The sequence below is a fragment of the uncultured Cohaesibacter sp. genome (genome assembly GCF_963556055.3).
GTDB lineage: Bacteria > Pseudomonadota > Alphaproteobacteria > Rhizobiales > Cohaesibacteraceae > Cohaesibacter.
Window position 1 is genome coordinate 88,893 of record NZ_CAUVYE020000005.1, and the last position, 23,650, is coordinate 112,542.

Here is a 23,650-nt window from a genome sequence, read left to right on the forward strand (position 1 = left end):
CAAATTGCACTCGCAATACCACTAGAGCATGGCCAACTGACCAGATGCAAAGGTGACAGGTAACCAGAGCCCATTGAAGGATCCGATCGCTTGCACAGTGTAGAAAGCATCAGGCGTCGACGTGACATCGCGTTTGCGATTGTCAAAGATGTGCCTTTTGCCACTGTCATCCTTGACGGACATAACCGCATGCCCTGCCCCGGTTTGTTGGTTTTTCATCACCAGCAGGTTGAGGCTGTTTTCCTTGTAACCTGCTTGTAGCAACAATGCCCCAACGAAGATCGCATGGTCTTCACAATCTCCAAACCCGTTTTGAAATGTCACCATCGGATTTGCCCATTCGTCAAATCCAGCCATCTCAGGCCGATAAGCAAGTTTTGAACGCACCAGCGAGTTGATTGCTTGCAGGAGATCTTCTTGGGGGAGAGTTCTGAGACTCATCACAACCCGGCTCAGCTCTGACAGCTGTTGGTTTTCGCAGATCCCGGCTTCGCACAGCCGAAGAGCCACAGCCATTTCCTGCATCTGCTGCCTGGCCCGTTGCCATTTCTGAGCCAGACCAATGGAAGGCACTCGAACAAAATGGTCTAGATAGAGTTTCTGCGCAAAAGGTGGTGTCAAGCGAGTGGCTACCTTCCGAGAAACCAGAGTTTGCGGCTTTGAGGCGTCCGAGTTGCTTTCCTTTGCTTTTCGTGTGGCCAATATTCTGGCTACCACGTCATTGGGCTTGAAGAATTTGCGACGCTCGAACCGCAAATCTTCCATTCCTGTTGGAGAAATAGTATCGGCGGCTTTGTCAGCCAACTGAACAGGTTTGATAGAAACAGAGGCAGGATTGGCCTGGCACGGCAAAGTCATGACCACGAGGGCCAAAATCTTAACTGAAAATCTCACAACCATGCGTGCCTCCAAACAGGCGCGACATGGTTAAGTAAAGATTATCTCTCCCTGAGAGCTTCCCATTGCGCCTTCTTTATTGGCTTCAACAGATAGTCCATCACGGTTTTACTTCCGGTTAAAATATCTACACTAGCAACCATTCCCGGAATTATTGGTAAATTTTTGGTTTTTCCGCCGAAATCATCTTTACTTACACTAATAATAACTTGGTAATAAGTTTGACCTTCTTTATCTGTAACCGTATCCGCACTGATCCGTTCCAATCGCGCAGGAAGATCCCCATAAATCGTGTAGTCATAGGCGGTCACTTTCACACGCGCATCCTGTCCGGGATGGATGAAAGCAATGTCTCGAGGGCTGACGCGCGCCTGAACCAGCAAATTGTCGTCGGATGGCACGATCTCTACCAGAACCGCACCTTGTTGCACCACGGCACCGACAGACTTGATCTGCATTCGGTTTACGATACCATTTGTCGGGGACTTCAGAATCGTACGTGCAACCTTTGCCTCCAGCCGGATGATGCTTTCCTTAAGAACATTCCGTTCTCCCATAACTTTGGCCAGTTCTTCCCTGGCCCGTGCCATATAGTTTGACGTTACGGCAGACACTTTCGCCTTGGCTTCGGAAATTGCAGCCAAAATTCTGGGGCTGCTTGCTTGCAGAACTGCCTTTTCCCTTGTTTCAGAGAGAGCCTGCCGTTCCAGCCTAATCAATTGCAGTTCGGGTATGGATCCGGTCTTGTTGAGATCTCTTGCAAGCGTCAACTCCCGGTTCGACAATTCGATCGTACCCTCGATTTCACGCAGTTTTGTCTCGTTTTCAACCTTTTCAATCTGTCTTTGAGCCAATTGCTGATTGGCCACAGCCAGCTCCTGTTTGAGCGCATCCTGACGAACCTTGTAGAGCGCAAATTCCTCACTGCATAGCAGCTTTGGCAAGTCCGGCCGTTTTGAATAGTCCAGAATCGTCCCATTTACCTCGGCCATCAATCGCATTTTCCGCACATCCAGTGCAGCAATCCGTTCGCGGACTTCTCCCAATTCAGACAGAGCGCTGGTATCGTCGATACTGATCAAGTCCTGGCCGATGGAAACCTGATCCCCTTCCCGGACATGGATTGATGAAACAACGCCGGGATAGAGGGATTGGACAAGCTGATTTTCCTGCGCTGCGATGAAACGCCCCTGGCCGCGCACAACTTCACCGATATGCGCATTGGCAGCCCAGAACCCGCCTCCTGCCAACATGACGACGATTACCAGCAAAAACAGCCAAGACCAGCCAGCCCGGCTTGCTTTCATCGCCTGTCGCACATCATTGGCATACCGCTCTTCAATTCTTGGCATTGGCGTTCACCGGAACTTTCCCTGCTCGCAACCCCTTGAGCGTTGCCAACACAACTTCCTTTTTGTCATCCAAGACAACCTTGCCGTGGTCCATTACGATAATCCGGTCGACCAGTTCGAGAAGTCGTTCCTTGTGGGTCGCAAGGATGAGTGTATGGCTAGGGGTTAGCATTTCTTTCATTGATGCCATGAAACGCCTCTCGCTTGCGGTATCCATGGAAGCCGTCGGTTCATCTAGAAAAAGAATGTCCGGCTTTTTGATCAACACGCGCGCCAAGGCACAGGCCTGTTTCTGGCCACCGGAGAGATTGCGCCCGCGTTCCTGAACTGGCAATCCCAGTCCCAAGGGGTGTGTGGCAGCGAATTGATCAACGCCACTCACGCGAAGAGCTGTCAGGATTTCATCATCACTGGCAAAGGGGCGTCCCATGATGATATTGTCTCGCAGGCTACCCTCGAACAAGTCTGGATCTTGAGAACAATAGACGACAACATCTCTTATGGATGCGGCCCCAAACTGGCTCAAATTCTGATCATCAAGCAAGACAGCACCTTCGGAAGGATCGAGCAATCCTGCAACGCATCGGCCAAGCGTACTTTTGCCTGACCCGATCTGTCCGATGATGGCAACCCGCTCTCCGGGCCTGATGGTGATCGACACATCCTGTAGAGATGCGATCTGCGATCCCGGATAGTTCAGACAAAGGGAACGTGTCTCAAGGCAGTGACCATCCTTGCGTGGTACGATGGATTGCTCGGTTGTTACAATGTCGCCTGGAAGGGTCATGAATCCATTCAACCCTCTCAATGAAGCGCGCGCATGTGCCAAGCGTGACAGGGTTTGAGCAACATTGGAAAGCGGAGCCAGTACGCGCCCGGACAAGATATTGGTCGCGATTAGGGCACCTACGCTTATGTTCCCCTCAAGAACAAGAAATACTCCCCATGTAATGACCACGACAGAGACGATCTGTTGCACTGTGGTCATTCCCGTCAGGGCCAGAGTGTTCCAGAAGCGAGCCGCTCCCGAGGACTTGCTGGATGCCGCAACTGACCGGTCCCACTGCCGCCGCAGCCAAGCAGCAGCGCCGATTGCCTTGACGTCTTCCAGTCCGCCGACCGTGGCAACCAGTATCCCGTGACGACGCGATGCGTCTGACTGCGCCTGACGGGCAGCCATATTCAAGGGAAACTGACACAGGAAAGTGAGGATCAATACCGTTGGCACCGCAATCGCGGCGACCATCACCAAGGGCCCGACGATCAACCACATGACATAGAGGAATACACCAATGAAGATACTGTCCAGAATGGCAACCACCGCATTCGACGTCAAAACGTCGCGGACCGTGTCGAACTCGCGTATCTGATTGGAAAGCATACCGGTTGAAACCGGCCTTGCCTGAAGGCGCAGCGAAACCAGATGATCGTAAAGACGGCCTGATATGGCCATATCAATTCGACGTCCGGTATTATCCACGATCCATGAACGCAAGATACGCAAGATAAGGTCGAACAGAATGGCAATCGACACCCCAAACGTCAAAGTCCAGAGTGTCGGGATAGCCAGATTTGGAATGACGCGATCATAGACATTCATTACAAAGAGCGGGCTGGCCAGCGCCAGAAGATTGACCAGCAAGGCAGCAATCGCCACCTGAACATAACTAGGCCAGAAATGTCTGACTGCGGACCAGAACCAACTGGCATTCTTGACCTCGGGACTATCGTCCTCAGGATGCTGATGCGATTTGGGATCGGGCGTGAGAAAAGCGCAATAGCCAGCATAATCCCGCGTCAAATTCTTACGGCTTAAACGTCGGAAGCCCCCCTTCTCTCCAGGCACGTAAGCCCTGACGCTTTGCCTTTCAGCATTCTCTTCAAGAGCAATGCAAGACCCGTCTTTCAGAAACAATATGACAGGAAGTGTCACAGACGGGATCGAGCTGAGAGACATTTTCTCGATCTGCGCAATCATATTGAGCTTTTCAGCGGCCTGAATAAAAAGCTCGGACGGAATTCCTTCCGTAGTAACCGCCAACTTATCGGCCAACTCTTTTTCTGAAGCCGGCAGTCCGTGGAATTTTGCGACATGCACCAGACAGTCGCCCAAAGATGTGGTGTGGACGATATCGACAGAAGCGGGTTCATTGTCCTGAGGCTGTGCCGTTGTGTCAGTCGTTGCGTCAATATCTGGTTGCTTCGAAAGAAAACCGGATTGAGAATGATCTTCTATCACCACACATACCTTAAGCGAGCCGTATCAAGCGGCTTATTCCTTTGGAAACACTTATTTGTCGCTCAATGGCTTGATCACGAATCCATTGGAGAGCGCAAACCCGAGTGCAGAGTTCGGCTTGGCCTGCTGGTTGCCTTCCGGCACGGGAGCAATATTAAAAAAGTCAAGCAGTCCGCCCATAGAAGCGAGCAGTTGATAGCGGGCGAACAGAGCGATCGTCTGAGTGCTGACCAGTTCCATTCGCAAATTGGTCAAGCTACCATCGGCTGACAACAGATCGAGATAGCTGCGCTGGCCGGCATCAAACTCCCTCTCATAGGCCTTCACAAGCGCTTGGCCTTCCTGAATCTGGCGTTTCAATGCAGCTTGTCTCTTGTCATTGCTATCTTTGGTCACCCATGCCGTGCGGATAGTCTGGTCGACATCCCTGCGCAGTTGATCAAGATAATTTCGCCGGACGGACTGAAGTTCGGTCTGTTCATCCTGCTTGGCACGCGTGATCCCGCCATTGAAAATGTTCCATGACAGTCTGACACCCACATATTCCTCATGGCGATAGCCCGGTGTCGCATTGATGTAATCACCATAGGACGAACGACCAACCAGTTCTGCTGTTGGCAGGAAAGAACTGCTCGCGCGCTTTTTGTCATATCCGATGGCATCAATATCCTTCTCGACAGCCTTCAAGGATGGATTGCTGCTGTGGGCTTTGGACATTGCAAGGGAAACGGAACCGGGAAGACCGGACGGATAGCTCACCGCCGCCAATCGTCCGGGTTCAACACCGACAAGATTTGCAAATTTCGCCGTTACTGTTCCCAGAGCCAGTTCGACTTCGCTCACCACAGCTTCAGCCGAGCGAAGGCGCTCACGCGCCTGAACGACATCGCCCCGAATGGCTGAGCCTCCCTTGAAGGAATTTTCGATCTTTGTGAGATATCGACGATGGGTCGCAATATTCTGTCGAACGATTGCCAGCATTTTGCGATGACGTAAGACGTCCAGATAAGCCTCCGTCGTCTGCAAAGCAATCTGTTCGGATTCTTCCAGAATCCTCAAGGCCGACGCATTCAGCCGAGCAACTTGCCCATAAACATGGTTAGCCCGATCAAACCCCTGAAACAGCACCAACCCGATTTCTGCGGTTGCTTGTCTGTTAAAATTCCACTGCCTGTTGCGGTCCTCAGAAAGCCCAGCTGGCTGGTCAATTCGTTGTTTGCCAGCACTCACGCTCACATCGAGTGTTGGCAAAAAGCGCCCGGTAGCCTGTCTCAGACGCGTCCTCTCGACTTTCTTTTCACTAACACGAGATAAGATTTTGGGGTGTGTCGTGACTGCCTGCTGAACGGCTCCGGCCAATGTCATTGAAGAAGCCGACAAGGCGGGGCCTGAAAGACCGGGCAACACCAAGAAAACAAGAGCGGTTACAAAGAAGCTACATAAATTTCGTCGCTGCATAATATAAAGACCGTCAAAATGATTTATCGAAACATCCCAAATCAGCACTATTCATTTTCAAAAAATAAATTTCTTGGAACAATCCTGAGAATTTTATGTAATTTTATACATAAACGGACTGGTTATGGAATGTTGCAAGCCTAAATCAATTGCAAATATCCAGAATAAACACTTCAAATTGAGGTCTGCGGTTGTATTTTTGCAACAATTCGACAATATATATCAACCATTACTATTATTATTATTTTTATATACTTTTGGTTGTATTTTGTGAAAGTGCTTCCAAACTCGTTCATGCTGTGTCAGCAGTTTTAAAAAAGGGTATGAATTTGCAGAAACACGTGCTGTTGTGGATCTCTTTCGAGCGAAACATTGAAACGCGAGCGGAACTCCGATTGAAGCGCTGACATGTCAATGCGGAAGAGCACCAGAGAACCAGCGGGCCCAATTGGGTGGAAATATCGGTAAGTTGAAAAGAAACCAGCACTCGTATGGACCCGACCAGGTTTTTACGAGAGTGCTAGCAGGGTATTCTGAGGAAGGATTGGCTTTGCTTAGCTAAATGGTCGGAGCGAGAGGATTCGAACCTCCGACCCCCTGATCCCAAATCAGGTGCGCTACCAGGCTGCGCTACGCTCCGTACCTCTGGTGGTGGGGCTTATAGCGTCCCAGTCTGACAATGGCAAGGCCATATTGTGGTAAATTCCTCTTACAATAAATGTTTTTCCACGTCCGATGTGATTTGCCTGCGCAAAGCGATCGGATACAAGCGTTTCGCATTGACTTTTTTTGCGCCCCTCCTGTTTGGCTTGTGAAAAAGGCAGCAAAGGCATTGCACTGCTCAAATGGCTTCTGTATAAAGCGCCTACTTTACGCTTGAGCAAATTGTTCGGGCATGCTGGGGTGTGGCCAAGTGGTAAGGCATCGGTTTTTGGTATCGTGTACCGTAGGTTCGAATCCTACCACCCCAGCCAATTCTCTTGATTTCATTAGAGAGTTTTAGTTCCCCCCCCCACATGACCTGTTCGTGAAAAGACAGCTTCTATAACAGAGTGCATACCATCTGCGCGTTATCGCCATACGTGCGAATTGAGTGTAATCTATTCACATTGCAGCGCTAACCAACTTCAATGTGGACGTCATGGGCGTAGAAATTCTCAAGACTGTATTTAGAAAATCCAATAGCGGCGTTTGGAGTATCGAAGCTATTAAAGGTCTGAATCTTAAAGCGAAGAGAGGGTTTGAATCGAACTACTTCAAGATTGAACCAGAAGTAGATGTCATGACCGAAAACCCCTCACGGATTATGGATAGCTTCTTTACTTCTTTTGGCACGACGGATTTCTTCCTAAGACAAAGCATCGTTCCAATTGTAGCTTGGAATGAAGGGGACGACGAAATTCGCTGTATAGGAACGGGATTTTTCATAAGTGCTTCAGGATTGCTCATGACTGCGGCTCACGTTATTAGAGACCCCGTTGATGAAAAATACGCAGAGCTGACTGAGATCAGCAACAATTCAGCTATGCTGGGAAACAACCTTCACGTCTGCGTGATGCTTCCAGCAAATCCTGCGATAAAAACAGCTCCCTTCAGAATCGCCAAAGAATTAGGAGAAGCCGAATATTTCCTTTGCCCTATTGTGTGGACGACGCATTGGGGCAAAGAGGTTTGTGGTCCACTTTTTCACTTGCCACCAGAATTCAAACTCGACTTGGATATCGCTATTTGTAAGGTTCGAGAGTTTCCGGCAATTGGGCCATATCAGCCACTAAATATCGGCCCCCACAGTTTGAGAGTTGGAGACCAAGCCGTAGCTATCGGTTATCCGGAAATGCAAAACTTGCGAATTGGCGGCAAGGAGAGATACCGGCCGGAACTAATGGTTTCAGTTGGGACCGTTACTGCGATTTATCCCGATAACATGACCGAAAAGCAAAACAATACGCCCGGTCCAAACTTCGAGTTCAGTGCTAAAATTCCGGGAAAGATGAGCGGCAGTCCGATTTTGGTCAGTGGGGGTGTGGTAACCAAGGGCGTAGTGAGCAGAAGCTTACAAGGGGAAAATCACGCTAGTGGAGGACTAATTGCTCCAATGCTACAGCTTCCAATCTTCGACGGCAAAAGCTTGACGGACCTAACAAACGAAGGAAAAGAGGGCATACCGCAAATTTACGGATCTGAACTATAAAGATTAAAGAGTTGATGCGGGGGTGGGGATTTGAACCACACCGAAGGCACTTTCAATTATCGGCTCTGTGGGCGTATCAGCAAGCAATTGTGATAGACGGTCAGACATAATGAACTCCATCGTCTTTAATTTCAGTGATTTCTATTTCAGACAAGACATATCGGATCGCCGCTATACAATGATCTTCTCCAACAGTGGCGAGCGGCTTCGCTGCTTGTTTGTCCAATGATCGACCGACCAGCGGATTTCCTTGAACTCTCGGACTGGGCGCAAGGCAGTTCGTGCGATTTTGCTCAGGCATGTTGAATTCTTCCGCTTCGATTTCAAACTGGCCTCGAAAGCTTCCCCCGGGCTGATGCCGAGGGGAGAAGCTGTCCCTGCCCGACTGCGCGCCTGACAGGGCCTTGCAATTCTGTCGTTACCGTGATGGCAAGATCGCCAAACCCGCTCAGTCGCATGAAAGAAAAGGGGCACGTTCCATTCGGGCCGTATTGCCAGCCTTTTGGAAAATGCCCCAGTTTGCTTTCAGGGAATCAAGTTGTTTTTATTTGGAGACCGTTCAATCTCTCTCGATGCACATGGCTATGCCCATACCGCCGCCAATGCATAGAGTGGCGAGGCCTTTTTTGGCATCCCGACGTTCCATTTCATGAAGCAGGGTCACGAGCACACGGGCACCAGAGGCTCCGATGGGGTGGCCGATTGCAATGGCTCCGCCATTGACGTTTACCTTCGACATGTCCCAGCCCATTTCGTCGTTGACGGCAGCAGCCTGAGCCGCAAAGGCCTCATTGGCCTCGATCAGGTCGAGATCTTCAGGCTTCCAGCCCGCTTTGTTGAGCGCCTTGCGAGAGGCGGCAATCGGACCAGTTCCCATGAGGGCCGGATCGACGCCAGCGGTTGCCCAGGCCACAACCCTTGCCATCGGCCTGATATTTCGCTTGTCCGCTTCCTCGCCAGACATCATCAGTACGGCAGCGGCGCCGTCATTGATGCCAGACGCATTGCCAGCAGTAACAGACCCGTCTTTCTTGAAGGCAGGACGAAGCTTTGCAAGCGATGCCTCGGTGGTCTCCGGACGGATAAACTCGTCCTGCTCGACAATGATCTCTCCCTTGCGGCTTTGCACGGCCACAGAAACGATTTCCTTTTCGAACCGACCTTCCTTTTGGGCTTTGGCGGCTCGGCGCTGGGACTCGGCGGCAAGCCTGTCCTGGCATTCCCGGCTGATGCCACAGGTAACCGCTACATTCTCGGCAGTGATCCCCATGTGATAGTCGTTGAATGCATCCCACAAGCCATCCTTGATCATGGAGTCCTCAAAGGTTGTCGGCCCCATCTTGGTCCCCTTGCGCAGATTGGCCACATGGGGAGCCATGCTCATATTTTCCTGACCACCGGCGATAACCACAGAAGCATCCCCGGAGATGATGGCCTGCATGCCAAGCGCGACGGCACGCAGTCCCGAACCACAGACCTGATTGATGGTCATCGCGGTTGAGCTTTCGGGCAGGCCGCTTCTGATTGCGGCCTGACGGGCCGGATTCTGCCCCTGCCCGGCCGTCAGCACCTGCCCAAGAATGACATCTGAGATTTCCAGAGGACTAACCGCCGCCCTGTCGAGCAAGGATCGGATCACAGTTGCTCCCAGTTCATGGGCAGGCACGCTCGCCAATGCACCGTTGAAATTTCCTACAGCCGTTCTGGCCGCTGCGGCAATGATGATTTCAGTCATTCTCAATGTTCCAATCGCTATTTTGAGATTTGGCTAATGCGGCAAGCGCCGCTAGGCGATTTTCATTTCCTTGATGTCATCAGGGATGATGAGTGTTGCCTCTGTTGCAGCCCTGACATCATCAACACTTGTTCCGGGGCTGAGTTCACGCAGCACGAGACCTTCATCTGTTGGCTCGATGACAGCAAGATCGGTGACGATCAGATCGACCCGGCGCAAAGCGGTCAAAGGCAGGTTGCATTCTTTGACAATCTTGGGGCTGCCTTTTGCGGTGTGCGTCATGGCAACGATCACACGGCGGGCACCGGCGACCAGATCCATCGCGCCCCCCATGCCCGGCACCATCTTGCCCGGAACCATCCAGTTGGCAAGCTGGCCCTTTTCATCCACCTGCAAGCCACCAAGAACCGTCACATCGAGGTGACCGCCGCGAATGAGGCCAAAAGAGAAGCACGAGTCGAAACCGACAGCGCCGGGAATGGCACCGATGGGGCTGCCTCCGGCATCTGTCAGGTCCTCGTCCTGCAACAGCGGATCGGACAAGCTGCTCATGCCCAAGATGCCGTTTTCTGACTGAAAGAAGACCTCTACGCCCTGCGGCAGATAGTTGGCAACCATGGTAGGCAGTCCTATGCCCAGATTGACCAGATCTCCGCTTTCAAGTTCCTGAGCAACGCGGGCTGCGATCAAAGATTTGCTATCCATTGCTCTGCTCCTTTGCCACAAGATAATCCACCAACACATGCGGTGTGGCGATGAGGTCGGGAGCCAGAGCGCCGGTTGGGACAATGGTCTGTACTTCGGCAATGACCGTTTCTGCGGCCAGGGCCATCACCGGATTGAAATTGCGCGCGGTGAGATTATAGACAAGGTTACCGAGGTAATCGGCCATCTTGGCATTGAGCAGCGCAAAGTCCGCCTTGATCGGCTTGGCCAGAATGAAGGTCTTGCCATCGATGGTCACGGTTTCCTGCCCGTCCTGAGCCGGAGTACCAACACCGGTCGGAGTGACAACAGCTCCCAGCCCATGCCCTGCTGCGCGGATACGCTCTGCGAGCGTGCCTTGCGGGACCAGCTCAACATCGATTTCACCGGCAATCATTTTCTGCTGGGTCATCGGGTTGGTGCCGATATGACTGGTGATGACCTTGGCAACAAGGCCCGCTTCGACCAGCTTACCGATCCCGTTGCCGGGACGGGCAGTGTCATTGGCGATGATTGTCAAGTTGGATTTTTTCTGGTGGACCAACTCGTCAATGAGACGTGGCGGTGTACCCACGCCCATAAAGCCACCAATCATGAGGGACGCGCCATCCGGAATCCTGGCGACGGCATCCTCAAGGGTAATTACGTGTGACATTCACTTCACCTTTGAAAATGAGAAATGGCTCCGGGCTTTTGAGGGGAGGTTGGGAAGCCGCCCGGAGCCAATGCATCAGTCGCTCAGATCTGCAATTTCCATTGCCAGAAGAGCCGATGCGAGACACTTGCCATGGGGGTCAAGAGCCAGGGAGCGCGTCACACCGCCACCAAGGGCCTTTTGCATGACAAAGTTGAGAGCTCCGATAGAGGGAAGTTCGTAACGAACCACCTCACCATGCACGATGCCAGTGAAATGGGCCTTTACCTTTTCGGCCGTCACTTCCTTGGCGAGATGGTCGAAATGCTTCGGGTCATAGGCGATCACGGAGATGTTGGAGATGTCCCCCTTGTCGCCGGTGCGGGAATGCGCAATGTCAAAGAGTTTCATGATTTCAGCCCTCGATGAATTGGATGGACGGGGTGACCTGCTCGCGTGGCAAGAGAGCGGACAGCATGGCAACAACCTGCTTGGCGGACTTGGTTGCACCGCCTCCGCTGGCCGGACCGTTGGTGTAGAGGGTTTCGACCTCGTTGCCGATCTTGCCAGCTTCTTTCATTGTCTCGCAGCGGCCAGCAACACGAACGCGTACTTCTGTCGGTTCTGGCTGAGGTGCAAGCACATCGCCATGAATGGCGTTGATGCCGATCAGGTCAAAGCGCAATTCGCTGGTCTCGACGCCAGAAATTGTCAGGCGTTCCTTGACGATCTCAAGGGCAAGCTTGCCACGGGCAACACAGCCAGGGCCAGCATAGGAGATTTCGCCTTCGCCGATATAGCCATCGACATAGCCAACCGATGCCTTGAGCGTTGCCGGACGCTCCCGACCAGTCACATTGCCGACCTTGACGCGATCTCTGGCAACTTCAGTGAAGGTGATGTTAGAGAAGTCGGCCGTTACATCCGGGGTCAGATAGGTCGAAGGATCATGAACCTCATAAAGGATCTGTTCCTTGCAGGTATCGACAGTAACCTGTCCACCAGCCTGAGGAATCTTGGTGATCACGGCTTCGCCATTCTCGCTGACTTCAGCAATCGGGAAGCCAAGGCGTCCAAGGCCTTCAACATCCTTCTTGCCCGGCTCTGCATAGTAACCGCCGGTGATCTGGCCGCCGCATTCGAGCAAATGGCCAACTGCGGTGCCTTTGCCCAACTTGTCCCAATCATCCAGCGCCCAGCCAAATTCGACGATCTGGGGTGCGAGGAACATGGACGGGTCAGCCACGCGACCGGTGATGACCACATCGGCCCCTTCCTGCAAGGCTTTCACGATGGGTTCGACACCTACATAGGCGTTGGCCGAGACAATGGTGTTGGACATGGAGGAAACCGGTTCGCCGGTTTCTGTGATCTTGGTGTCGCTGGACTTGAGGATTTCAAACACATCGTCACCGGAAACGGCAGCAATCTTGAGATCGTTCAAGCCGAGCTGGGCAGCGATTTCGCTTGTCTTTTTCGCTGCGGAAAGTGGGTTCGCAGCACCCATGTTGGTAACGATTTTTACGCCGTTCTTGCTGCAGGCGGGGAGTACCGCCTGCATACGTTCGGTGAGAAGTGGATCATAGCCTTTTTCTGGATCATTCAGTTTTGCTCTCTGGGCAATCGCGATGGTCCGTTCGGCGAGACATTCAAAGACAAGATAGTTGATGTCTCCCTTTTCAGCCAGTTCAACGGCGGGTTCAATTCGGTCACCGGAATAGCCGGCTCCGGATCCAATACGAATGGTCTTCATATCGAATGTTCCTTTTGTTGTTATTCAGGGCTATGCCTAGTCGTTATCAGAGCGGGAAGACCCCAAAGATTACGGCTGCAAGTGTCATGATGACGGAGATGGCAAAAACCAGCGGAATGGTGAATTTCTGATGCTCACCAAGTGGCACACCAGTCAAACCGATCAGCAGGAAGGTTGACGCGGTAAGCGGGCTTACCGGGAAACCAGTGGTCATCTGGCCAATAATAGAGGCCTGACCGATTGCAATCGGATCGCCACCGAAGGCTTTGTATACGTCTGCAATCACTGGCATGACGCCGAAATAGTAGCTATCGGGGTCGAACAGCAAGCTGAATGGCATGGACAGAACGCCAACCATTGCAGGCATATGCGAAGCAAAGTCTGCCGGTACGAAGTTGGCAGCCGTTTCGGCCATTGCCTTGAGCATTCCGGAATCCCGCATGATGCCGGTGAAAGCGCCTGCGGCAAACAGGATCGAAGCCATCATCAGAGCTGCTTTTGCATGAGCATCAACACGTTTTTTCTGTGCATCCACCTGTGGGTAGTTGAGCAGCAGAGCGAAAACAGTACCGAGCATGAAGGAAATGGCAGCTGGCAAAACGCCGGAAATCATCGCAGCAATAACGGCAATGGTCAGCAGAATGTTCGGCCAGAACATTTTTGGACGACGCAGGGCCTGTTCTTCTTCGCTCAATTCGCGAACATGAACTTCTGTATGATCGACTTCAACGGTTTCGCCGCTTGCAGCAAGACGTTTTTCTTCGCGAACACCAAGCAGATAAGCAAAGACCAGAACAGCCACCAGACCAATGATCAAGACGAAAATCATCGGATTGAAGACATCGGTAACAGGCACATGCAGCGAGGTCGCAGCACGCAAGGTCGGGCCGCCCCATGGCAACATGTTCGCGGTCCCGGCAGCCATCGCAGCAATCGCGGCCAGAACGACACGGCGCATTTTCAACCTGTCATATAGCGGTAGCATTGCTGGAATGGTGACAAGAAATGTCACGGCGCCCGAGCCATCCAGATGGACAACCATCGCAAGGATTGCGGTACCGACAGTGATGCGGGCCGGTTTCATGCCAACCGCTTTAAGAATGCGGTCGATGATCGGGTCCATCATGCCTGCATCGGACAGGATACCGAAGAAGACAATCGCGAAAACGAACATGGTTGCAACGGGGGCGATTTTCTTGATACCGCCAACCATGAAACCGGCGCTTTCCAGACCGAAACCACCGATCAGAGCGGCAGCAAGCGGAACCAAGATCAACGCGACCAGAGGTGTGAGTTTGTTTGTCATGATGGTTACGAGAAGTACAAGAATCGTAACCAGTCCCAATAGTGCTAGCATTTCATCCCTCAGCTTTCAGGGCCCACAGATTTTTACAAGAAATCTCTTCCCGAGCCCCAGTATTATTGAAACAGCTACCACAGTATAAGGAGTAATACTTATAATATTCACTTCATGACTTGAAGTGAATTTTTCATCCTCCCAACCTGTAGGCGAACCCTTTTCTTGGCTCGCACCAAATAGTCTAAATGAAAACTTTAGTTTAAAAAATTGAAATTATATGATATCTCTGATAACGTTTATTTATAACTGATCGCCCTAAGGTTTGATTCTTCTACCCTTTTGTGAAAGTTATCCTTTCGGTCAAAATTTACCTCGGTTGTGTGCATTCTCTTCATGGTTGAAATGAGTCGCCGCGATCAAACAGCAAAGAGGCGTTCCGTGCAGCCCAGTTTTCGGCAGATTCGTGCCTTTCTTTCCGTTTCCTCACACCTGAAATTCACACGGGCGGCGGAAGAGCTCAATATCTCCCAGCCAGCTCTTACCGTTCAGATCAACCAGCTTGAGGAAGCGCTTGGGATCAAGCTGTTTGACAGAAACCGGCGACAGGTTTCACTGACCCCGGCCGGGCAGGATCTTCTGCCCCTGTTCGAGCGCATTGCGGCGGACATGGAAGAGGTGATGACAGCAAGCACCGATATCTATCAGGCCCGTCGCGGCGTTGTTCGTCTTGCCGCCCTGCCCTCGGTTACGTCGCGCATCGTACCAAAGGCAATGGCCAGTTTCCGAAAGAGCCATCCCAATATCGAGGTGCGGATTCGTGACGTTGTCGCGGAAACGATTGTCGAGATGGTCAAGAATGAGGAAGTGGATTTCGGCATCGGGACCCGCCTGACCCCTGACCGAGATATCAAGGTTGAGAATTTCATCACCGACCATGTTTGTGCCTTTTATCAAAGTGGGCATCCACTGGAAGATGCGAGGGCTGTTCTGAAACTTCAGGATTGTGCCGCCTACCCGCTCGTGCTGACGGGAAAGAACAGCTCCATTCGCGTGCTTTTTGAACGCGCCATGGCCAGAGAAGGAACCGAAGTCGAAATTGCGGCCGAGGCCAACTATATGTCGACGGCTCTTGGCATGGTGCGGGCCGGACTTGGGATCGCAATTCTTCCCATGTCGGCAATCGATGCGGGTAGCGTTCTGGGGCTTGCCTACAAGCAGATCGATGCCCCGTGGCTACATCGCCGCATCGGGATCATCCGCAAGGCAAGCCGGTCGGACTCGCCGGTGGCCGAACATTTTGTCAAGGCGTTGCATGAGGCGGTCGACAGCCTGCCAAATGCACCATTCCAGAGTTCGAAACGGTCCGAGATCGTCATAAGGACGGAAAAACAGACCTGATGTCGGATCCGGCCTCTCGGGGACTATCGTCCATGCCGATTTTGGCAAGATTTGTCTATTGATCATCCACTCTTGAAATGCATATAAACGCTTGGTCCCACTGTTGATCCATCAGTTCGATGGAATTATCGGGATCCAAGGGAAGCATTTCAAGCCATGCATAATTTCGGCCTTAGGCATTTCGCTCCAAAGATCGCAACCCATGCGCGGATGCTTGCCGTGCTGATGGTGCTGGTGACGCTCATCTGCCTCGCCCTCATGTTCACCCGGACGACTTTCACCGGCGACATAAACGAGAATCTGCGCAATAACTCGGAGACCTATCACCAGTTTGAGGCGCTTGAAGAGACGTTTCACCCTTTTTCCGAAGATGAATATCTGCTGATTGAAAGCGAGGACCTGTCCCGGCCGGATACGTATGCCGCCTTGCAGGATTTCCTTCTCGATCTTCAATTTGCCCCGCAAATGGAGACTGCTTTTTCCATCTTTAGCCTGCCGGAGCTGTCTGCCCTTGCTCCGGGTGAGAAAAGAGATATCGGTGCTGTCCGGTTTTTCCTGACCAGCCCAACCCTTGCGGATCTGCCCGTTGCCGAACGGCTCACGAAATTGCGCAAAGATGTTGCCTTTGCGGACAAGATGCTCAGTGAGGATCTGACCACGACCCTTGTGGTGCTGATGCTCTCGGAACCCGCCACGGCCTCGCAATCGGGTTTCCGTCAGGAAAGCGTAGACGAGATCCTTCAGATGGCCTCTTCCTACAAGGAGCATTTCAAGGTTTCCCTTGTCGGCATTCCCGAAATCCAGCGCTCCATTCGCGACACGCTCAACGAAGATCAGACCAAGCTGACAATTGTCGCCACGATTTTCTGCATTCTGGTGTCAGGCTTGGTCTTCCGCAGCTGGCGCAGTGCTGTTGTGTGCACGTTACCCGCCGTTGTCAGTGCCGTCTGGTATTTCGGCTTCCTGGCACTCATGAAGATCCCGGTCGATTTTCTGACCACCATTGTGCCCACGATGGTCATCGTCGTGGCCTTTGCCGACGGCATGCATCTCTATATGGCCATGCATCGCAAGCTGCTGACGGGCGCAAGCGTGCGGGAAGCCGTGATATTTGGCGTTGGCACAACAGGCCCGGCCTGTTTCCTCACCAGCCTTACGACCTCTCTGGCCTTCATCGGCATTGGCATTGGCTCCACCGGTTCCATGGACAGGTTGGCCTTTACCGGCACCATGGGCATCATGCTCGCCTTTTTCGCGGTCATCATCATTCTGCCCACGACCGCGCTGTTCTTGTTGAAACGGGATGAGCGATCCATCGCGCCCATGCTTCCCTTGCTGGAATCCCTCAGCCCTCTGGCAATTTTCGTAACGAAACGCTTTTACCGTCTGGCGGTTGTGGTTGCCCTGCTTCTCGGTGCCGGGCTCGTTGCCATCCATTTCAACACAAAGGCCGACTTCCGGGTGGTCGACTATTTGCCCGAAGACAAGCTCATTTTGCAGCATGAACGCCAGATCGAGCAGAAGCTTGGCGGCACGGGGCAGCTCTATGCGACGATCCGGGATCCTGACGGTCAAAGGGGCATAAGTGAAAGCGACAAAGAGCAGATCTCTGCGATATTTGCGTCTCTCAACAAAGGCCTTTCCAAGCCTTTGAAATCCGAGATGTTGCTTGGCATGACGGATTATCTCGGCGAAGCCAGCTTTGAGGATGGCAATCCACTCTCCAGGCGTTTCATCAGCGAGGACGGGTTGTCCTTCTGCATTCCCCTGCCGCTTGCTTCGATCATCACAGCAACTGAAATTCGACAGGTCATTGAAAAAATCGAGGATCAGCTTGCAGGAGACGGCCTCAAGGACATGGTGACATTTTCTGGTGTCTCGGTTCTCACCGCCTATCAGGCTCCGGTCATGATCCACGAGTTGAGGGCTGGCCTCATCAGCGCGATCTTTATCGTCATTGCATCCATCATGCTGATCACTCGATCCGCTCGGCTGGGGCTTGCCTGCCTTGTGCCCAACATGATCCCGATCCTTGCCGTTGAATCCTATTTCTGGTTTGCCAACCAACCTCTGAGTTTGTCGTCAGTGATTGCCCTGACCATTGCCTTTGGCATTGCTGTCGACAATTCCATCCATCTGCTCAATCAGGTTCACCTTGTGGGAAGCGAGGATGAGTCGCTTGAAACGCAGGATGTGCTCAGCGGTGCGATAAAGGCTATCAGCCCGGCGGTCATGGCAACCTCGCTTCTTCTTATTGCCGGGCTGACCACATCTCAACTGAGTGCCCTGCCATCTGTCGCTCTTTTCGGTCGGCTGGTAATGGCATCCCTGTTTTTCGCCCTGATTTCCAATCTGTTCCTGCTGCCAAGCTTTCTTGCGGTCCTTACAGGGACAAAAAAGCGGCGCAAGTCACTGGTCGAGGCCGAGAGTAGAGAGCCGATGCGCTAGATTTCGAGCCGCATTCCGAGAAGTCTGGTCATCAGGAAGCGCAGCATGATCTTTGCTTCGCTGGGAGGAATGATGTTCGAGATTTCCCGCCAATGGGGTTCAAGCAGATCATGGGCCTTTGTCTCACAGGCCTTGAAGGCACCGGATTTTTCTATCAATTCAAATCCGCGTCGCTTGCCCTCGGCTGTGTTGCGGCAAATCTTGTCGTCGGCAATGGCAATCAGCTCGTCGCGCTCGTCAAGGGGAAGCATCTCCATGGCCTTGAAAATCGTGTAACTGGTTTTGCCAGCAAACAGGTCTTCCCCGCGCTCCTTGCCCCAACGAGGCTCCTTGGTGAAATTGTTGATGTCGTCGACAATCTGGAAGGCAACGCCCATCGCCTCGGTGAAGCGAACAAGCTTTTCGCGCAAGTCCCTGCGAGGTTCCGGCGATGACGCAAACAATCTCGGCCAGAGCCATGACAGGGGCCGCAGTTTTGAAGGCATGCATTTGCAGGATATGGCCCTCAAGCTGGTTGTCTTGCCAGAAGGCAGCGTCGCGCCTAAGACCGCTTTCGGAGAAATAGAGATCCTGAGCCTGCCCCATATGAGCCCTGACGAAAACCTCGATCAGAATCTGATAGATCTCATCCCGTTGCTCGAAGGACAAGGCGGGATGGTTTGCCAGTGACAGGATTGGCAGAAAATAGAGCATGTTGCCCGCATTGATGGCACTGGGCATGCCATAGCCATGATGCAGGCATGGCCCGCCCCGTCGCATTTGCGATTTGTCCTCGATATCGTCAATGATCACCGAGCCATTGTGAATCAATTCGGGAATGACCGCGAGCATCGTCTGAAACGGTCGGTGGTCGGTCTCCAGCATCTCCATCAACAAGAAACCAAAGATCGGGCGCCAGCGTTTACCGCCGCGTTTGAGCAAGTCCCAGACAGGCTTGATCAGCATGTCCGTCTGGGCCGTGCTGTCATAACCCCAGCTTGGTTTCCCGGCAAAGCTTGCAAGCGTTTCATCGGTCAGTGTTTCGGGCAGAAAATCAGAGATGATCGCGTCAATCTGTCTGCCCCACTGATTCAAACTCTGATCGTGATCCAGAATGTTGCTGTAGCCGTGCAATTCGAGGCGCGCGCGACCGGATACCTCTTTGCCATTGATTGTACCGGAAACGGTCCCCGCCCCCTCCCAGATGGCATTGACCAGCCCGAAAACCGGGATCTCCTGATCATCAATCAGGGGAGTGAAGCGCAAAGAGGCATCAAGTTCAGGGATCTCGATAAGCCACTCGACCGGGTAGCTTGCCTTCGTTCGGCGGCTGGTCCAGTGCCTCTGGGGCAGCAGGTCGAATGTCTTTATGAGCCGGGGTGCGCCATCATCATCGGGCCCGTAATAGACACAAAGGGCCTGCAAGATCTCCTCCGACATATAGGCATGGCGTTTGATCAGCAGAAGATCCGTCTGGTCGTCGAGATTTATGCCGAACCATTGCCAACCCAAAAGCTCCCCACCCGTATCCTTGCGGAACAGCCAATCGAGTTCACCCCATTGATGATCAAACCAGGCATGGCCGGTTACAGCGCCCTGTTTGAACTGCCCGCTAACAGCCAGCCGCGGGCAATTCTCATAGGACATCTCGTCGTCTTTTTTCTGCTCATTGTAAGTGTTTCCGAGCCATCCCCTTTCCGGACGCAGGGTAAGGGAGCATTCGGAGCCACAGCCGGGAAGATTGAACTTGAGCGCAATGGTGTCATCAACCTCGCTCAGGCTTACATCGTTCCAACGAATATCGAGGGTTGTTTCATCAAACAGGTCCGGCTCTTCGGACTTCACCAGCGGCTTTGGCACGCCATGGAGGCGGATTTCCTCCCAGAAAGCATGCTCGATATCATGCATTGTCGCATTCTTACGGCTGCGTGTCGGATCCAGATGCAGAAAGGCATCGACCATAGAGCCTGATATTTCGCTGCGATAAAGGCTTGCCGCAGTCTCATGGTCAAACAGCGAGACCAGAAGCATGTAGCCCGGCTGTCGTTGTTCGCGCGTGATTTTGGCGCGGAACACGGACACCATGAAGTCATAGACGCCACGAGTTTCATCGCGGAATTGACCCTCAACAAACCACCATTGCAAAGGGGCATCTTTTCGTGGAGACAGATCAGGTTTCGCAATCATCGTTTCCCCGCTGGGCATAAGATCCTCTTACACTCGAACCACTGCCTTTTCGCCTTTGGTACAAAGCTTTAACCTTTGTTTAACTTTCAGGAGAACAGCAAGGAAATCAATTGCTACATAGTGACCATTGGCGCTGGCTGGAAACATGTATGAAAAAACCCTGCCGGATGGCAAACATCCATCCGACAGGGCCAAAATCCACCGCTCACCCCAATGGCTGGCGGTCAAACAAACTAGATGTTACCCAGCAGGTCATTGACGCGGGTTTCGATCCGTTCGATGGCATCATCAATCGATTTGTCGCCATTGACAGCGGCACCAACTTCCTCACCGATGATGTCCTGAATAGCGAACTGACGCATGACTTCCGGTGGCAGAGACTGACCGATTACCGAAATCGGAGCAATGTTGTCACGGTGCGGCAAAGCCTTGAATTCCGGCATGTCAAAGACAGATTTCACGGCTGGCAGGTGGCCGGTACGGGCCCATTCGAAATCATTGTCTTTGAGGAACTTGAACAGCTTGCCAATGGCTGCCATTTTTTCGTCGTCACGATCACCGCGAGGGATCACCCAGCCATGACCATCCACATAGGTGGCGTTTTTGGCTGCGAAGAATTGAGGCACAGGATAAACGGTGTAACCACCGGACAGTGCATTGCCTTCTTCTTTCGACTGGGCGTCATAGTCGCCGATCAACCAGGTACCGTTGACCGCGATGCCGCCTTTGCCGGATGAGAAACCGGAAACAGCTGCGGTATAGTCCATACCGAGCGAGCTGAGACCGTCATCGTGGGTTTTCTTCATGAATTCGAGAGCGGCTTTTGCTTCCGGACCTGACAGGTCGATTTTCTTCGGATCAGCAAAGAAATCGTATTTCTGCTGCATCATCGTGGTGTAGAACATGCGCGTGTAAGCCGCGGTTTCATTCGCATAAACCTGTACCAGATAAGGCTTTCCGGTTTTTTCCTTGAACTGCTTGCCTTGCGCAAAGAATTCATCAACCGAACTTGGCAGAATTGGCGTTCCGTCTTCCTTGACCAATCCGGCTTCCTTCATGAGGTTGAGATTGACATGGAACAGCATGGCCCAGTTGTCGAACGGAAGAGCAAACATCTTGCCTTCTTTGGTGGATCCACCGCGAGCAGCATCGGTGAAGTCATCTGGCTTGATGCCCTGAGAGGCGAGCAAATCATCCAACGGGATCAGAAGCCCGCGCGATTGATAGTCGGAAATAGCGGTATAGTGCATCGAAACGACATCAGGAGCAGCATTGGACGCCAACTGAGCGTTGAGCTGGTTGTAGCCGGGCCACTCGACAGTCGTCACATTGACCTTGATGCCCGGATTGTCCGCTTCAAACTTGTTGACGAGCGAGGTGATGATCCCACACTCTCCAACAGCACTGGCAACATCGGTGTTGGTGCCATAGTCCGCGTCGCAGGCTCCGAAGAAGCGTTGCAATTCAATGGTCGTATCTGCGTGAGCCAAGGTGGCCATGCCGAGCAATGCGACAGAGGCAGTGGCCAATAGAACCGATTTCATTTTTCTCTCTCCCTATATTGGGGCAAGTGCCCCGAAAACTGCCGGACCGCTTTCAAATCTCCCATTCCTTGAACGCAACCGGCTTGTCAGCCGCCTTATTTGACAGCTCCTCCCGAAACAGCGGTTACGATATGCCGCTGGAAAAAAATGTAGACGATAACAGCTGGAAGAGCGGCGAACACAGCCTGCGCTGCCAGAAAACCGAGACCTTCCGACTGGGCGAAATTGCGCTGCGAAGACGCAATGCCGATTGTCAGGGTATACATGTCCTTTTTGGTCGCCGAGATGAGCGGCCACCAGTAATCATTCCATGCGAGCAGAAAGGTGAAAATCCCGAGTGTCGCCTGCGCTGGCATGGTAAGGGGCATCAGCACCTTCCAGAAAATGCGGAACCGTGGCGTGTTGTCGAGCAGCGCCGCTTCGTCGATTTCGCGCGGAATTGCCCTGAAAAACTGCGTCATCAGGAACACGCCAAAAGCCGAAGACATGCCGGGCAGCATCAGCCCCCAATAGGTATTGTGAAGCTGGAGCCAGCTGAACATCTGATGGCGGGCAATGATGACCGCCTGCTCAGGCACGGCCAGCCCGAACAGAACGATCACAAAGATTGTCTTGCGAAATGGAAACTCAAGGCGCGCAAAGGCATATCCTGCAAGAGAGGCCAATATGAGCACGCCCGCAGTCTGTCCGATAGCCACCACCATGGAATTGAGGACCCAACGAAAAACAAGACTGGAATGGAGCAGGTCGAAATAGTTTTTCAGTGTATAGGGCGCTGAAAACACAGCCTCCGTGCCACGCATCAGAAGCGCATTATCCTTGAAGGAAAGTGCGGTAACCCAAAGAACTGGCGCAGCCATGACGCATGCCAGAAATGCAGCGATCCAGAAGAACCAGCGGTTCGCCGTCAACCATTCGGGAGAATAGGTATCCTTTCGTTTTCCAGCCATTGCTCAGGCCTCCTCTTTGTTTGACGTAACCCAATATTGCACCATGGCCGCAACCAGGATGATGAGGAACAGCACTTCCGATGCCGCGGCACCCATGCCAACATCCCAGCGAATGAAACCTGTTTCATAGATATACATGACGATCGGACGCGACGTGCCCGAAGGGCCGCCATTCGTCATCAGCTGTGCTTGCCCGAAAAGCTGGAACTGGAACACGATCTGCACCACGGTGACCAACAGGATGGTCGATTTGATCGAAGGCAGGGTTATGCGCGTAAGGATCCGCCAGCGAGACGCATTGTCCAGAGCGGCTGCCTCATAGAGGTCGCCGGGAATCTGTTGCAGGGATGCCAGAAACAGCATCATCGGCAACCCAAGACACCACCAGACAGTCGCAACCCCGACGGCAAAGAGCGACCAACCTTCGGTCGAGAGAAAGTTGATCGTCTCCCATCCCATCTTTGTGAAAATGAGATAAAGCAACCCGTCACCGGGCACGAAGACGAAACGCCAAATCAGTGTGACAATGGTCACCGACAGAACCGAAGAAGAAAAGAACAGGCCGCGCAAAAAGCTGGAGCCTTTGGTTGTCTTGTTGAGAGCCAAGGCGAGAAAAAGCCCCAATGCCACCAGAGTTGGCACCGAGACCAGAACAAAAACAACCGTATTCCAGACGGCTTGCGCAAAAACCGGATCATTGAAAACCCGGATATAATTCTTGATACCAATGAACTTGGCACCCCCGAACAGGTCTGTCTTGTTGAGAGACAGCCACATGCCCCAGAAAAGGGGGAAGACCAGCAGAGTGATGAAAACACTCATATATGGCAGGATGAACAAGGCGTTGGACCAACTGGAACGACGGTAGGACTCAGCCATT

Annotated in this window: 18 protein-coding genes and 2 tRNA genes; 4 read left to right on the forward strand and 16 right to left on the reverse strand. The window is 52.6% G+C overall.

Features of this window, described 5'->3' with window-relative positions; genetic code table 11:
- Nucleotides 1-21: 21 nt before the first annotated feature.
- From ACHZB8_RS01170 to ACHZB8_RS01190, 5 genes are all read right to left on the reverse strand, one after another.
- On the reverse strand, nt 22-900 hold the full coding sequence (locus tag ACHZB8_RS01170; protein WP_316858156.1) for a transglutaminase-like cysteine peptidase: 879 nt from the start codon (nt 898-900) through the stop codon (nt 22-24).
- Nucleotides 901-938: 38 nt separating this feature from the next.
- On the reverse strand, nt 939-2,249 hold the full coding sequence (locus ACHZB8_RS01175; RefSeq protein ID WP_316858158.1) for an HlyD family type I secretion periplasmic adaptor subunit: 1,311 nt from the start codon (nt 2,247-2,249) through the stop codon (nt 939-941).
- Complete coding sequence (locus tag ACHZB8_RS01180) at nt 2,236-4,488, reverse strand: type I secretion system permease/ATPase (RefSeq protein ID WP_316858160.1); 2,253 nt, start codon at nt 4,486-4,488, stop codon at nt 2,236-2,238. The genes ACHZB8_RS01175 and ACHZB8_RS01180 overlap by 14 nt, the downstream gene beginning before the upstream one ends.
- A gap of 51 nt (nt 4,489-4,539) precedes the next feature.
- A complete protein-coding gene (locus tag ACHZB8_RS01185; protein ID WP_316858162.1) occupies nt 4,540-5,853 on the reverse strand; it encodes a TolC family protein in 1,314 nt (437 codons plus the stop codon).
- Between the two features lie 656 nt (nt 5,854-6,509).
- A tRNA-Pro gene (locus ACHZB8_RS01190) sits at nt 6,510-6,586 on the reverse strand.
- A gap of 259 nt (nt 6,587-6,845) precedes the next feature.
- Here ACHZB8_RS01190 and ACHZB8_RS01195 point away from each other — a divergent pair.
- Both ACHZB8_RS01195 and ACHZB8_RS01200 read left to right on the forward strand, forming a co-directional pair.
- Nucleotides 6,846-6,920, forward strand: a tRNA-Gln gene (locus ACHZB8_RS01195).
- A gap of 167 nt (nt 6,921-7,087) precedes the next feature.
- A complete protein-coding gene (locus ACHZB8_RS01200; protein ID WP_316858164.1) occupies nt 7,088-8,137 on the forward strand; it encodes a trypsin-like peptidase domain-containing protein in 1,050 nt (349 codons plus the stop codon).
- Nucleotides 8,138-8,696: 559 nt separating this feature from the next.
- Here the strand turns inward: ACHZB8_RS01200 and ACHZB8_RS01205 are convergent.
- The 6 genes from ACHZB8_RS01205 to ACHZB8_RS01230 form a co-directional block, all read right to left on the reverse strand.
- A complete protein-coding gene (locus ACHZB8_RS01205; RefSeq protein ID WP_316858166.1) occupies nt 8,697-9,872 on the reverse strand; it encodes an acetyl-CoA C-acetyltransferase in 1,176 nt (391 codons plus the stop codon).
- A 51-nt stretch (nt 9,873-9,923) separates the two neighbouring features.
- Nucleotides 9,924-10,577, reverse strand: coding sequence for a 3-oxoacid CoA-transferase subunit B (locus ACHZB8_RS01210; RefSeq protein WP_316858168.1), 654 nt, complete (start codon nt 10,575-10,577; stop codon nt 9,924-9,926).
- On the reverse strand, nt 10,570-11,232 hold the full coding sequence (locus ACHZB8_RS01215; protein ID WP_316858170.1) for a 3-oxoacid CoA-transferase subunit A: 663 nt from the start codon (nt 11,230-11,232) through the stop codon (nt 10,570-10,572). The genes ACHZB8_RS01210 and ACHZB8_RS01215 overlap by 8 nt, the downstream gene beginning before the upstream one ends.
- 75 nt (nt 11,233-11,307) lie before the next feature.
- Nucleotides 11,308-11,622 carry a hypothetical protein gene (locus ACHZB8_RS01220; protein WP_316858173.1) on the reverse strand — a complete coding sequence of 105 codons (315 nt, stop codon included), beginning with the start codon at nt 11,620-11,622 and terminating at the stop codon, nt 11,308-11,310.
- 4 nt (nt 11,623-11,626) lie between these two features.
- Nucleotides 11,627-12,964 carry an acyclic terpene utilization AtuA family protein gene (locus tag ACHZB8_RS01225; protein ID WP_316858175.1) on the reverse strand — a complete coding sequence of 446 codons (1,338 nt, stop codon included), beginning with the start codon at nt 12,962-12,964 and terminating at the stop codon, nt 11,627-11,629.
- Between the two features lie 46 nt (nt 12,965-13,010).
- The gene (locus ACHZB8_RS01230; RefSeq protein WP_316858178.1) at nt 13,011-14,321 is read right to left on the reverse strand and encodes a citrate:proton symporter; all 1,311 of its coding nucleotides are present in this window, start codon (nt 14,319-14,321) and stop codon (nt 13,011-13,013) included.
- A gap of 381 nt (nt 14,322-14,702) precedes the next feature.
- Between ACHZB8_RS01230 and ACHZB8_RS01235 the strand changes: the two genes are divergently transcribed.
- Nucleotides 14,703-15,662 carry a LysR substrate-binding domain-containing protein gene (locus ACHZB8_RS01235; protein WP_316858180.1) on the forward strand — a complete coding sequence of 320 codons (960 nt, stop codon included), beginning with the start codon at nt 14,703-14,705 and terminating at the stop codon, nt 15,660-15,662.
- A 156-nt stretch (nt 15,663-15,818) separates the two neighbouring features.
- Nucleotides 15,819-18,110, forward strand: a complete 2,292-nt coding sequence (locus ACHZB8_RS01240) for an MMPL family transporter (RefSeq protein ID WP_316858182.1) — start codon at nt 15,819-15,821, stop codon at nt 18,108-18,110.
- On the opposite strand, the gene ACHZB8_RS01245 is transcribed toward ACHZB8_RS01240, so the two are convergent.
- The 5 genes from ACHZB8_RS01245 to ACHZB8_RS01265 all read right to left on the reverse strand — a co-directional run bounded on the left by ACHZB8_RS01245 (nt 18,107) and on the right by ACHZB8_RS01265 (nt 23,649).
- Nucleotides 18,107-18,457 (reverse strand): hypothetical protein, encoded by a 351-nt coding sequence (locus ACHZB8_RS01245; protein ID WP_394706065.1) that lies wholly within the window; start codon nt 18,455-18,457, stop codon nt 18,107-18,109. The genes ACHZB8_RS01240 and ACHZB8_RS01245 overlap by 4 nt on opposite strands.
- Nucleotides 18,348-20,294 carry a polyprenyl synthetase family protein gene (locus ACHZB8_RS01250; RefSeq protein ID WP_316858185.1) on the reverse strand — a complete coding sequence of 649 codons (1,947 nt, stop codon included), beginning with the start codon at nt 20,292-20,294 and terminating at the stop codon, nt 18,348-18,350. The genes ACHZB8_RS01245 and ACHZB8_RS01250 overlap by 110 nt, the downstream gene beginning before the upstream one ends.
- A 215-nt stretch (nt 20,295-20,509) precedes the next feature.
- Nucleotides 20,510-21,820 carry an extracellular solute-binding protein gene (locus tag ACHZB8_RS01255; protein WP_316858186.1) on the reverse strand — a complete coding sequence of 437 codons (1,311 nt, stop codon included), beginning with the start codon at nt 21,818-21,820 and terminating at the stop codon, nt 20,510-20,512.
- Between the two features lie 95 nt (nt 21,821-21,915).
- Complete coding sequence (locus tag ACHZB8_RS01260; RefSeq protein ID WP_316858187.1) at nt 21,916-22,770, reverse strand: carbohydrate ABC transporter permease; 855 nt, start codon at nt 22,768-22,770, stop codon at nt 21,916-21,918.
- Between the two features lie 3 nt (nt 22,771-22,773).
- The gene (locus tag ACHZB8_RS01265) at nt 22,774-23,649 is read right to left on the reverse strand and encodes a sugar ABC transporter permease (RefSeq protein ID WP_316858188.1); all 876 of its coding nucleotides are present in this window, start codon (nt 23,647-23,649) and stop codon (nt 22,774-22,776) included.
- Between the last annotated feature and the right edge of the window lies 1 nt (nt 23,650).